Annotated in this window: 10 protein-coding genes; 7 read left to right on the forward strand and 3 right to left on the reverse strand. The window is 71.0% G+C overall.

All coding sequences use genetic code 11. From position 1 onward, the window contains the following. Positions 1–86: 86 nt before the first annotated feature. On the forward strand, positions 87–2,654 hold the full coding sequence (locus IGS69_RS10000; protein ID WP_190898401.1) for a M14 family zinc carboxypeptidase: 2,568 nt from the start codon (positions 87–89) through the stop codon (positions 2,652–2,654). Next, positions 2,651–3,796 carry a serine hydrolase domain-containing protein gene (locus IGS69_RS10005; protein ID WP_190898402.1) on the forward strand — a complete coding sequence of 382 codons (1,146 nt, stop codon included), beginning with the start codon at positions 2,651–2,653 and terminating at the stop codon, positions 3,794–3,796. The genes IGS69_RS10000 and IGS69_RS10005 overlap by 4 nt, the downstream gene beginning before the upstream one ends. Before the next feature lie 78 nt (positions 3,797–3,874). Here IGS69_RS10005 and IGS69_RS10010 read toward each other — a convergent pair whose 3' ends face one another. After that, complete coding sequence (locus IGS69_RS10010) at positions 3,875–4,294, reverse strand: organic hydroperoxide resistance protein (RefSeq protein ID WP_190898404.1); 420 nt, start codon at positions 4,292–4,294, stop codon at positions 3,875–3,877. A gap of 113 nt (positions 4,295–4,407) precedes the next feature. Further along, a complete protein-coding gene (locus IGS69_RS10015; RefSeq protein ID WP_190898405.1) occupies positions 4,408–5,430 on the reverse strand; it encodes an NADP-dependent oxidoreductase in 1,023 nt (340 codons plus the stop codon). 102 nt (positions 5,431–5,532) lie between these two features. Between IGS69_RS10015 and IGS69_RS10020 the strand changes: the two genes are divergently transcribed. Continuing rightward, a complete protein-coding gene (locus IGS69_RS10020) occupies positions 5,533–5,982 on the forward strand; it encodes a MarR family winged helix-turn-helix transcriptional regulator (protein ID WP_190898406.1) in 450 nt (149 codons plus the stop codon). A 243-nt stretch (positions 5,983–6,225) separates the two neighbouring features. Here IGS69_RS10020 and IGS69_RS10025 read toward each other — a convergent pair whose 3' ends face one another. Beyond that, positions 6,226–7,104, reverse strand: coding sequence for an SCO2400 family protein (locus IGS69_RS10025; RefSeq protein WP_190898407.1), 879 nt, complete (start codon positions 7,102–7,104; stop codon positions 6,226–6,228). Between the two features lie 269 nt (positions 7,105–7,373). Here IGS69_RS10025 and IGS69_RS10030 point away from each other — a divergent pair, with 269 nt between their 5' ends. The 4 genes from IGS69_RS10030 (at position 7,374) to chvE (ending at position 11,877) form a co-directional block, all read left to right on the forward strand. Continuing rightward, positions 7,374–8,537, forward strand: a complete 1,164-nt coding sequence (locus tag IGS69_RS10030) for a mandelate racemase/muconate lactonizing enzyme family protein (protein WP_190898409.1) — start codon at positions 7,374–7,376, stop codon at positions 8,535–8,537. Continuing rightward, on the forward strand, positions 8,534–9,538 hold the full coding sequence (locus IGS69_RS10035) for a zinc-dependent alcohol dehydrogenase (RefSeq protein ID WP_190898410.1): 1,005 nt from the start codon (positions 8,534–8,536) through the stop codon (positions 9,536–9,538). Before IGS69_RS10030 ends, IGS69_RS10035 begins: the two co-directional genes overlap by 4 nt. Before the next feature lie 110 nt (positions 9,539–9,648). Further along, positions 9,649–10,617: a hypothetical protein gene (locus tag IGS69_RS10040; RefSeq protein WP_190898412.1), complete on the forward strand. Its 969-nt coding sequence runs from the start codon at positions 9,649–9,651 to the stop codon at positions 10,615–10,617. Between the two features lie 138 nt (positions 10,618–10,755). After that, positions 10,756–11,877, forward strand: coding sequence for a multiple monosaccharide ABC transporter substrate-binding protein (gene chvE / locus IGS69_RS10045; protein ID WP_353784457.1), 1,122 nt, complete (start codon positions 10,756–10,758; stop codon positions 11,875–11,877). The last annotated feature ends 17 nt before the right edge of the window (positions 11,878–11,894 follow it).

An 11,894-nucleotide genomic window follows, 5' to 3' on the forward strand; every position in this document is an offset into this window, starting at 1 on the left:
GGTGACACCAAGGCGCCCTTGTTGCCGTTGAGTCGAAGCGGTACACCTCGCCGTACCGATCTCAGGAAGCCCCGGAGGAGGCACGCGTGCGCACCACGAGAAGCGTTCCCGCGAGACCTGCATTGATCGCCGCCCTGGCCCTGGCCACGGCGGGTTCCCTCCTGCTCACCCCCGGCTCGGCGGGCGCGGATCCGAAGCCCGTCACCCGTGCGGGCGCCGCCGTGGACGACCGCGCGGCGGGGGCTCCCGCGAGCGCGACGCGACGCGCGTTGACCGAGGGCGTCCCCACCGGCACCGCCACCCGCGCCTATCCCCGCCGCCTCGTCCTCTCCCCCGATCCGGAGAACCCCGGCGACAAGTCCCTGAAGCTGGGCCTCACGCCGTACCACGCGATCGCGCCGAAGCTGAACGCGTTACAGCGTCTGGGCGACCGAGTGAGTGTGGAGGTGACGGGCCGCTCGGCCGGCGGCCACCGCCTCTACCTCGTCACCGTCACCGCCCCCGAGTCCACCCGGCAGGCCCGCGCCCAGGAGCGGATGCGCGAGCTGATCCGGGACGCCCCCGCCGCTGCGGCCAAGTCCCGTGAGATCAAGCGCGACTACAAGACGCCGGTCTTCGTCAACGGCAACATCCACGGCAACGAGTGGGAGGGCACGGACGCCTCCCTGAAGACCATCGAGCGGCTCGCCACGGCGAAGGACGCGAAGACCAGGGACCTCCTCGCGCACAGCCGCCTGTACTTCAACATCACGGCCAACCCGGACGGCCGGATCGCCGGGACCCGCGCCAACGCGAACGGCTTCGATCTGAACCGGGACTTCGTCACCGCCTCCCAGCCGGAGACCCGGGCGATGCGGCAGATCGAGCTCGGCACGCAGCCGGCCGTCCTGCTCGACCTGCACGGCTACGTCAACGGCACCCTGATCGAGCCCACCACTCCCCCGCACGGCGAGAACTACGAGTACGACCTCTTCCTGAAGAACACCTACGCCAACGCACTCGGCATGGAGTCCGCGGTCAACGCGCTCGGCTACACCCCGGCGAAGGACGGCGTGGAAGCGGCCCAGATCCCGTTCCGCGACCAGGAGGAGGGCTGGGACGACTGGCCGCCGATCTTCACCCCGCAGTACGCGGCCTTCCACGGCACGGTGGCCGCCCACACGGTGGAGATCCCGCTCGCGGTGAACAACGAGGAGTACGACGAGCTGCCCGTACCGGAGCTGCGCCGCCGCTCGGCGATCAACACGGCCGTGGCGGGCGCGGCGATCGGCGCGACCCTGGCCCATGTCCGCGAGCACCGCGGCACCCTGATCACCGACCAGATCGAGGTCTTCCGCCGGGGTGCGACGGGCGCCGCGCAGGTGCCGGTGTCGGCGGAGACGGTCCCCGGCGTCCCCGGCATCGGCCCGGAGGACGTCTACACGACCAGGTTCCCGCGCGCCTACGTCATCCCGGCCGGTGACGCCCGCACCCAGCGCTCGGGGCCGGCCGCCGCCCGTCTGGTCGACCACCTCATCGCCAACGACGTCCGCGTCACCCGCGCCACCCGCCCCTTCCGGCTCGCCGGACGGACCTACCCCCAGGGCTCGTACGTCGTCGACATGCACCAGTCCAAGCGCGGCATGGCGAACGTGCTGCTGTCCGACGGCCGGGACATCAGCGACAAGGTCTCGGTGATGTACGACATCTCCGGCTGGAGCCTGGGCCGTCTGTGGGGCGCCACCGTCGAGCGGGTGCCGTCGGGCAGCCTGCGGGGCGCGCCGCTGCGCGCGATCGGCGAGGCCGCACCGGTCGCGCGGGTGCCCGCGCACGGCGATCTGCGGCTGCGCCTGACCGACCCGCGCGAGATCGCGGCCCTCAACTCCCTGCTCCGGCAGGGCGTGCCGGTCCGGCGGGCGGACGACGGCAGCGTCGTCGTCCCGGCGTCGGCCCGCCGCGCGGCGCGCACGGCCGCCCGCGAGCACGACGTCACCTTCACGGCCACACGGCAGACCGGCACCGCACCGCTGCGCCGCCTCCGCGTCGCCGCCGCCGTCACACCGGGTGAGCTGTTCGCCCTGCGGGAGATGGGCTTCGACGTCACACCGGTCTCGACGGCCGTCCTGAACGCGGGCTTCGACTGGTCCGGGACGGACGTGCTGTTCGTGTCCGCGGGTCTGGAGCACGCGGAACTGACCGCCCCCGCCCGGCAGGCCCTGGACAGCTTCCTGGACGGGCACGGCCTGGTCGGCCGGGGCGCGACGGGGGCGGCGCTGAACGCGGCGGCGGGCCGGCTGGCCGTCAAGCCAGTGGAGGGCAACGCGGATGCGAACGGCGTGGTGAAGGTGACCAACGCGGGCGGCATCACGCGCGGCGCACCGGACCACGGCTTCGTCTACGCCCCGCTCTGGTTCACCGACCCGGGCCCGGGCGTGCGCGTGGAGCAGTCGTACGCGACCGGGAATCCGCTGGTCTCCGGGCACTGGCGGCCGCTGCCCGGCGGCACCGGCGGTCCCGCCGCTGCCGCCGGGCAGGCTTCGGTCGTCAGCGGAGGCAGCACGGTCCTGTTCGGCACCGAACCACTCTTCCGGGACCACCCCAAGGGGGAATTCCCGCAGGTGGCGAGGGCATTGTTCACAGTGGCACACAGCGCTTCAGTCAAGGAGAGCGGATGACGCAAGAGATCCACGGCACCGTGGCGGACGGCTTCGAGGCGGTGCGCGAGGAGTTCACCGCGTTCGTCGCCGGGGAGCGAGCCGACTACGAGGGGCAGCTGTGCGCCTACGTCCACGGCCGGAAGGTCGTCGACCTGTGGGCGGGGACCGGCGCGGACGCCCTCTACGGTGTGTTCTCGTCCACCAAGGGCGCCGCCTACCTGGTCGTGGCTCTGCTCGTCCAGGACGGCACGCTCGAACTGGACCGCAAGGTGACGTACTACTGGCCGGAGTTCGCGGCCGAGGGCAAGGGCGCCCTGACCGTGCGGGATCTGCTGGCGCACCGGGCGGGCGTGGTCGGCACGGACACCGGCTTCACGCTCGCGGAGCTGGCCGACGACCGCCAGCTCGCCGAACGCCTCGCCGACCAGCGGCCGTTCTGGCGCCCGGGCACGGCGTTCGGCTACCACGCGCTGGTCGCAGGGGCCCTGGCCGGCGAGGTCGTACGCCGCGCGACGGGCCGCACGCTGCAGGAGGTCTACCAGGAGCGGATCAGGACCCCGTACGGGCTGGACTTCCATCTGGGACTGCCCGCGCCCGGGGAACCGCGCTTCCGCACCACCCAGCCGATGGATCCGACGCCCGAGCAGCAGGCCGTCCTCGACGCCGTACCCACGGGTCCGCACACGCTGGCCTCGATCGCGTTCAACCGCAACGCGGCGGAGCCGACCGACCTCGTCTCCCTGCCGAACATGCCGCTGATCCGCGCCAAGGGCCCGGCGTCGGTGGGCGGGGTGGCGTCCGCGCGGGGCCTGGCGGGGATGTACGCGGCGGCGATCAGCGAGGTGGGTGAGCAGCCGGCGCTGCTGAAGCCGGACACGGTGGCCGAGTTCGGCCAGTGCCACTCGGCGGGCCACGACCTGGTGGCCCGGGCCCACAAGTCGTTCGGGCTCGGCTTCCAGATGACGGCTGACACGTGGCACCCGTTCCTCGGTGCCGGGACGATCGGGCACAGCGGCGCGGGCGGCTCCCAGGCCTTCGCGGACCCGTGGAGCGGCCTCGCCTACGGCTACACGCGCCGCCGGTTCGCCTTCCCGGGCGGGGCGGCCCCGGAGAACGGCCGGCTGGCGCGGGCGGTGCACGCGGCGGCGCTCGCGCTCTGAGGATCCAGCGGCCGGGGCACGGGCGGAGGCCGCACCCCACGTCCAAGGGTGCGGCCTCCGCGTGCGGAACGACTGCGGTCAGACCAGCGTCACGGTGATGTTGCCGCGGGTCGCCTTCGAGTACGGGCAGACCTCGTGCGCCTTCTCGATCAGCGACCGCGCGGTGCCCCGGTCGACCTTGGGGATGTCGGCCGAGATCTCGACGATGATCCCGAAGCCGTCCCCGTTCTTGCCGAGGCCGACCTTCGCGGTCACGGTCGAACCGGCCAGGTCGGCTCCCTCCTGACGGGCGACGACACCGAGAGCGCCCTGGAAGCAGGCGCTGTACCCGGCGGCGAAGAGCTGCTCCGGGTTGGTGCCGGCGCCGCTCCCGCCCATCTCCTTCGGGGGGTTGACGACGACGTCGAGCGTGCCGTCGTCGGTGGCGACCCGGCCGTCGCGCCCGTTCTCTGCGGTGGCGACGGCGGTGTACAGGACGTCGGACTGCTGGATCGGCATGCGGTTGTGTTCCTTAGGTCGTCCGCCGCGGCTCGCGCCCGGGCCGGGACGGATTCGGAAACAAGTTACCGCATGCCGGAATCCTGAAGGAAGGTGGGCGGCCTCCCGCGCTGTCAGAGCTTGACGATCATCTTCCCGGTGTTGTCGCCGCGCAGCACACCCAGGAACGCCTCCAGGTTGTTCTCGATGCCCTCGACGACGGTCTCGCGGTACTTCAGCTCGCCGGAGGCGACCCAGGGGGCGACCTCCTGGACGAACTGGGGCTGCAGGTCATAGTGGTCGCCGACCAGGAAGCCCTCGATGCGGCCGCGGGTCGCGATCAGGCGCGCGAGGTTCCTGGGGCCCGGGGCGGGCTCGGTGTTGTTGTAGACGGAGATCATGCCGCAGACGGCGATCCGGCCGCCCTCGTTGAGGGAGCCGATGGCCGCCTCCAGGTGGTCACCGCCGACGTTGTCGAAGTAGACGTCGATCCCGTCGGGGGCGGCGGCGCGCAGCTGCTGCGCGACGGGCCCGTCCTTGTAGTTGAAGGCGGCGTCGAAGCCGTACTCGTCCTTGAGGAGCTTCACCTTCTCGTCCGACCCGGCGGAGCCGATGACGCGGGAGGCGCCCTTCAGCCGGGCGATCTGCCCGACCTGGCCGCCCACGGCTCCGGCGGCGCCGGACACGAAGACGGCGTCGCCCTCCTTGAAGGCGGCGGTGCGCAGCAGACCCGCGTAGGCGGTGAGGCCGGTCATGCCCAGCACGCCGAGGTACGTCGACAGCGGCGCGGCGTCCGGGTCCACCTTGACGGCGTTCTTCGCGCCGACGACCGCGTACTCGCGCCATCCGAAGAAGTGCAGCACATGGTCCCCGACGGACAGCCCCTCGGCGTTCGAGGCCACGACCTCGCCGACGGCGCCGCCCTGCATGACCTTGCCGAGCTCGAAGGGGGCGACGTAGGACTTGGCGTCGCTCATGCGGCCCCGCATGTACGGGTCCACGGAGAGGTACTTGTTCCGGACGAGGACCTGCCCCTCACCCGGCTGCGGGATCTCGGCCTCGACGAAGGCGAAGTCCTCGGGCTTCGGCCAGCCGACGGGACGGCTCGCCAGGTGCCACTCACGGCTGACGGCGGGGAGAGTGGGGGTGTCGGTCATGATGCGCCTGTCCTCACTGGCTCGATGAGAATACTTCAGTACCTGAAACAACCATGCTCCTGAAAATTTCAGGTTGTCAAATAACCGGGTACCCTCGATGGCATGGCCTCCACCACACCGACGCCCCAAGAGATGACCAACCGCCCGGATCCGCTGACCCTCGAGGTCGTCGAGCTGATCGGGGAGGTCGTGGCGCGGTTCCACGAGGACTACGAGTCGGGGGCGGCGGAGCACGCCCTGACCGGTGCGCAGGCGCGGCTGCTCAGCCTGCTGTGCCTCGAACCGCTGCCGATGCGCAGGCTGGCCCAGCAGCTGAAGTGCGAGCCGTCCAACGTGACGGGGATCGTGGACCGGCTGGAGGCGCGGGGCCTGGTCGAACGACGGCCGGACCCCGCCGACCGCCGCGTGAAGGTGGCGGCGGCGACGGAGGAGGGACGCCGGGTGGCCCGGAGTCTGAGGGAGTCACTCCGCTTCGCCCGGGAGCCCCTGGCGGGGCTCTCCGAGGGGGAGCGGGTGGCACTGCGGGACACACTGCGGCGGATGCTGGGCTGACCGGCGGCCGGATCGGCCTACGGCCAGCACCCATCGGCCTACGGCCTGCGGCCACCGCCCATCGACCCACGGCCTACGGCCTACGGCCACCAGCAAAGGACCCCGCGGTCGGGCACCGGTGCCAGGGGAAACGGTGGCCCAGGATCGTCCGCAGCCGCGAACTCCGCGTGTGCGGGGACATCCCGAGGGCGGTAGGCAGCGGTTCCGCTCCTGCGGTACCGGCGAAGCCGGCCGGGCCGGACGCTACGTGCACCACCACAGGAACCGCTTGCACGGCTCGGACTCGGACGGTTCCGGTTCCGGGGCCTGCGTGGTCGGGCCCGAGGTCGGGGCCGGCTCCGGGGCGGGCGGGGCGGCCGTGGGGCCGGAGGACGGGCGGCTGGGGTCGCCTCCCGCCGTCGCCGACTCGGCGTCCTTCGTCGGTTCGTCGCCCTTCGGGGACTCCGACTTCTCGTCCTTCGGGGACTTCGAAGCGGACGGCGAATCGGATGCGGAGGGCGAGGCGGATGCCGACGCGCCGTCGGCCCCTGATGTCCTGCCGTCCGGCCCGCGGCCCGTCTCCCCCGCCTCCACCGAGGCGTCCCCGTCCGCCGACTCGCCCCCGGCCGCGGCCGGCTTGGGCGTCGAGCTGGGGGCGTCCATGCCGAGTTCCGCGAGGCTCAGGCCACCGGCCGCCAGCACGAACCCGGCCGCCACGAACAGGGTCCGGCGGCGCCGCCGGCGGTGTGCCGCGGCCTTGCGGTCCCGCCGGCTCGCCCCGCCCGGGCCGTCGGCGGCCGGACCGTGCCCACGCCCGCGCCGCCGGGCGGCGCGCCCGAGGTGCTCGCCGTCGTCATCGGTGTCGTCGGCAGCATGGTCGTCGTCGCCGTCGTCGTGGGCATGGGGGTCGTCGTACCCGTCGTACCCCTCGCGCCCGTAGGCGGGGGCGCCCGGTGCATCCGGTCCTTGCGGCCCGTCCGCCCCTGTCGGCCGTCCCGGCTCGGCGCCGGGGTGTCCGGCCGCGGTGGCGCCGTACGCGCCGTACTCCTGCCCGCGCCCGCGCAGCGATTCGGCCGAGGTGCCGCACCCAGGGCAGGCAAGGGCGCCGTTGAGGTGCCTTCGGCACGGGTCGCAGTAGTCCATGACGCGGGAAGATTAAGTTCCGCTCAGGTCACGTTCCTAGATCCAGCTGTGAAGGTTCTGTAGGGACCCGGTCCACCCAAGGTTTCGAAACCGTCGAAACCGTTATGCGCGCGACCCATTGACACCCCCATCGCCCAATCCTTACTGTCACGCCAGCATTTCGAACGTGTGACGAAATCTCGAACAGACCGAGTCGCCGGAGCACGAGCGGGACGCTGACGGAACACACTGACGGAACTGAGCCGACGAAGCTGCGAGGGACAACCGCCGTGCGCATCACCGGAATCAGCACACACGTGGTCGGGACGCCGTGGCGCAACCTGACGTACGTCCAGGTGCACACCGACGAGGGGATCACCGGAGTCGGCGAGACCCGGATGCTGGGACACACCGACGCCCTTCTCGGATACCTGAGGGAGGCCGAGGCCAATCACATTCTCGGCTCCGACCCGTTCGCTGTCGAGGACCTGGTCAAGCGCATGAAGTACGGCGACTACGGCCGTGCGGGCGAGATCGTCATGTCCGGTATCGCCGTGATCGAGATGGCCTGCTGGGACATCAAGGGCAAGGCCCTGGGCGTCCCCGTATGGCAGTTGCTGGGCGGCAAGGTCACCGACAAGGTCAAGGCGTACGCCAACGGCTGGTACACCACCGAGCGCACCCCGGAGGCCTACCACAAGGCCGCCCAGGGCGTGATGGAGCGCGGCTACCGGGCACTGAAGATCGACCCCTTCGGCACCGGTCACTTCGAGCTGGACCACCGGCAGACCCTGTACGCCGTCTCCCTGATCGAGTCGGTCCGGGACGCCATCGGCCCCGAGGCCGAGCTGATGCTGGAGATGCACGGCCGCTTCTCCCCCGCCACGGCCGTGCGCCTGGCCAAGGAGCTGGCGCCGTTCAAGCCGGCGTGGCTGGAGGAGCCCGTCCCGCCGGAGAACCTCAAGGCGCTGGAGAAGGTCGCCGCCAAGGTCGACATGCCGGTCGCCACCGGTGAGCGCATCCACGACCGGATCGAGTTCCGGGAGCTGTTCGAGAGCCAGGCCGTCGACATCATCCAGCCGGACGTCGGCCATATCGGTGGCATCTGGGAGACCAGGAAGCTCGCCGCGACCGCCGAGACGCACTACATGCTGGTGGCCCCGCACAACGTGGGCGGCTCGGTCCTGACCGCCGCGTCCCTCCAGGTCGGCTTCACCTCCCCGAACTTCAAGATCCTGGAGCACTTCAACGACTTCGCCGACGCGGAGATCAAGAAGGTGGTCAAGGGCGCCCCGCAGGTGAACCCGGAGGACGGCTGCTTCCACCTCTCCGACGCCCCGGGCCTCGGTGTGGAGCTGGACGTCGACGCCGCCGCCGAATTCCCCCAGCAGCAGGCCCGGTTCGACCTCTGGGCGGAGGGCTGGGAACAGCGCAAGCCGAAGGGCGCGCAGTGAGCACCGCGGTCGTCGTCGACGCACCCGGCGAGCACCGTCTGGTGCCGCACGAGCCCCGGCGGCCCGAGGCCGGCGAGGCGCTGGTCCGGGTGCACGCCTCGGGGATCTGCGGCAGCGACCGCGAGGTCTACCAGGGCAACCGCCCCGAGGGTTATGTGCGTTACCCGCTGACCCCGGGCCACGAGTGGTCCGGGACGGTTCAGGCCGTGGGCGCCGGTGTCCCGGAGTCCCTCGTGGGCCGCAAGGTCGTCGGTGAGGGCTTTCGGAACTGTCAGGTCTGCGACCGCTGCCACGCGGGCGACACGACGCTGTGCACGGCCGGTTACGAGGAGACCGGGTTCACCCAGCCGGGCGCGATGGCGGCCACGCTGACCCTCCCGGCCCGTCTTCTGCACACCCTCCCGGACGACTGCGACCTCACGGCCGCGGCCCTCCTGGAGCCCGCGGCGTGCATCGCGGCCGCCGCGCTGAAGGGCAACGCCCGGCCCGGCGAGCGTGTCGCCGTGGTCGGCACCGGCACCCTCGGCATGTTCGCCGTGCAGTTCCTGAAGGCGAACTCGCCGTCCGAGCTGCTGGTCGTCGGCACCCGCCGGGACCGTGAGGCGCTGTCGCGGAGTTACGGCGCGACGGACTTCCGGACGAAGGACCGGCAACTCCCGGACGACTTCGACGTGGTGATCGAGACGGCCGGGTCCGCGGACGCCGCCCGGATCTCGGCCGGCCTGCTCCGGCGGGGCGGCCGGCTGGTCCTGACCGGCATCCCGGCGCCGGGCGCGGACGGCCTGGACCCGACGGACCTCGTCGTGAAGCAGTTGGAGGTGCACACGGTCTTCGGTGCCCCGCCGGACGCCTGGGCGCACACGGTGCGGGTGTTCGCCGCCGGTCTGCTCGACCCGCTGCCGCTGGTGACGCACGAGCTGCCGCTCACCGCGTTCTCGCAGGCCATCGAGCTGGTCGGGGCCGGTGATCCGAAGGTGGGCAAGGTCCTGTTGCGCCCCTAGACGTACGCCGGTACGGGAGCGACCTGACGGCTCCCGTACCGGCGTACCCCAGCCTCGCCCTACCCAGAGCCGCGAACCTCGTCCGATATCTCGAACCGAAGGACATTCCTGTGACCGACGCTTCCACCACGGCAGCCCGCCGGCCCGGTGAGCCGGCCCTCGCCGCGCTGGGCCTGAGCGCACCCGACCCCGATCCCGCCGACACTTCCGCGCACACCTTCCCCGGCGGTGGCCGCTGGCGCACCGAGATCCCCTCCTGCGAGGGCCCCGAGGCGCTCGCGGTGGTGCTGAAGGAGGCCTCGCGGCTGGACGTGCCGATCCACCGGATCAGCCAGGGCAGCGGCGTGTGGATGCTGACCGACGCCGAGATCACCGAGATGGTCGAGTCGACCGGCGAACGCGACATCGAGCTCTGCCTGTTCACCGGCCCGCGCGGCACCTGGGACATCGGCGGGTCCACGCGTACCGACTCGCGGGGGGCCGGGCTGCGCGCCCGCGGCCACGACGCCGTCGCCGGCTGTGTCGAAGACGCCGTCAGAGCCACGGAGTTGGGCGTGAAGTGCCTGCTCGTCGCCGACGAGGGCGTGCTGTGGACGCTGCACCGGGCGCGGGCCGCCGGGATCATCCCGGCCGACACGACGCTCAAGGTCTCCGCGCTCATCGGTCCGGTCAACCCGGCGGCGTACGCGGTCTACGAGCGCCTCGGCGCGGACTCGGTCAACGTGCCCAGCGACCTGACGCTCGATCACCTCACCGAGATCCGGCGGGTGTCGGGCGCTCCGATGGACATGTACATCGAGGCCCCCGACGACCTCGGCGGCTATGTGCGGATGTACGAGGTCGCCGAACTCATCCGTCGCGGCGCCCCGTTGTACCTGAAGTTCGGCCTCTCCAAGGCGCCCGGGATCTACCCGTACGGGCACCACATGCGGGAGCTGACCCTGGCCACCGCGAAGGAGCGCGTGCGACGCGGCCGGCTCGCCCTGGATCTCCTGGCCCGTCACGGAGCGGACGGCGACATGGCGCCGCTCGGCTCCCGCCTGCCGGGCGATCTGCGGCGGTTCGACATCTCGTCATAACGTTCCGGCTACTCGCCTTACAAAAGAAGACACAGTCGCGCACAATCCCACACATCTCTTCTCGGTCTTTCCGGCACGACCACCCGGAGCCACTTCGCGCCTGAGACCGAGCCCTGCCACAGATCAAGGATGATGATCATGCGTAACCGCAGAGCCGCTCTCACCGCCATAGCCGGAGCCGCCTCCCTCGCCCTCACCCTGTCCGCCTGCGGCCAGAGCGGTGAGGGGGGCAGCAAGGAGAGCGAGGGCGACGCCAAGGGCGCCACGATCGGCATCGCGATGCCGACCAAGTCCTCCGAGCGCTGGATCGCCGACGGCAAGAACGTCGTCACGGACCTCGAGTCCAAGGGCTACAAGACCAAGCTGGTCTACGGCGAGGACGACCCCGACCAGCAGGTCTCGCAGGTCGAGAACCTGATCACGCAGGGCGTCAAGGCGCTGATCATCGCCGCGATCGACAACAAGTCGATGAACAACGTGCTCCAGCAGGCCAAGGACGCGAACATCCCGGTCATCTCCTACGACCGCCTGATCCTCGGCACCGAGAACGTCGACTACTACGCCTCGTTCGACAACGAGAAGGTCGGCGAGCTCCAGGGCACCTACATCGTCGAGAAGCTCGGCCTGAAGGACGGCTCCGGTTCGTCGTCGAAGGGCCCCTTCAACATCGAGCTGTTCGCCGGCTCCAACGACGACAACAACACCCGCTACTTCTTCCAGGGCGCGATGAGCGTCCTGCAGCCCTACATCGACAAGAAGCAGCTCGTCGTCCGCTCAGGACAGACCAAGCTCAACCAGGTCACCACCCTGCGCTGGGACGGCGGCACCGCCCAGAAGCGCATGGACGACATCCTGACCTCGGCCTACAAGAGCCAGCGCGTCGACGCCGTCCTGTCCCCCTACGACGGCATCTCCATCGGCATCCTGTCGGCGCTGAAGTCCGACGACTACGGCTCCAAGAGCAAGCCGCTGCCGGTCGTCACGGGCCAGGACGCCGAGGTCGCCTCGGTGAAGTCGATCATCGCCGGCCAGCAGTCGATGACCGTCTACAAGGACACCCGCCAGCTCGCCAAGGTGTCCTCGAACATGGTCGACGCGCTGCTCAACAAGAAGAAGCCCGAGGTCAACGACACCAAGACCTACGACAACGGCGCGAAGGTCGTCCCCGCCTACCTGCTGGAGCCGGTCGCGGTGGACAAGGCGAACTACCAGAAGGAGGTCGTCGACTCCGGCTACATCAAGGAGAGCGACCTCAAGTAGTCCCCGCCATCCACCGA

Source organism: Streptomyces tuirus (genome assembly GCF_014701095.1).
Lineage (GTDB): Bacteria > Actinomycetota > Actinomycetes > Streptomycetales > Streptomycetaceae > Streptomyces > Streptomyces tuirus.

Bases quoted from the DNA above. Each gene is read 5' to 3' on its own strand.
- IGS69_RS10005 (WP_190898402.1), top strand. From the start codon at position 2,651: ATGACGCAAGAGATCCACGGCACCGTGGCGGACGGCTTCGAGGCGGTG.
- IGS69_RS10010 (WP_190898404.1), bottom strand. From the start codon at position 4,294: ATGCCGATCCAGCAGTCCGACGTCCTGTACACCGCCGTCGCCACCGCA.
- IGS69_RS10015 (WP_190898405.1), bottom strand. From the start codon at position 5,430: ATGACCGACACCCCCACTCTCCCCGCCGTCAGCCGTGAGTGGCACCTG.
- IGS69_RS10020 (WP_190898406.1), top strand. From the start codon at position 5,533: ATGGCCTCCACCACACCGACGCCCCAAGAGATGACCAACCGCCCGGAT.
- IGS69_RS10025 (WP_190898407.1), bottom strand. From the start codon at position 7,104: ATGGACTACTGCGACCCGTGCCGAAGGCACCTCAACGGCGCCCTTGCC.
- chvE (WP_353784457.1), top strand. From the start codon at position 10,756: ATGCGTAACCGCAGAGCCGCTCTCACCGCCATAGCCGGAGCCGCCTCC.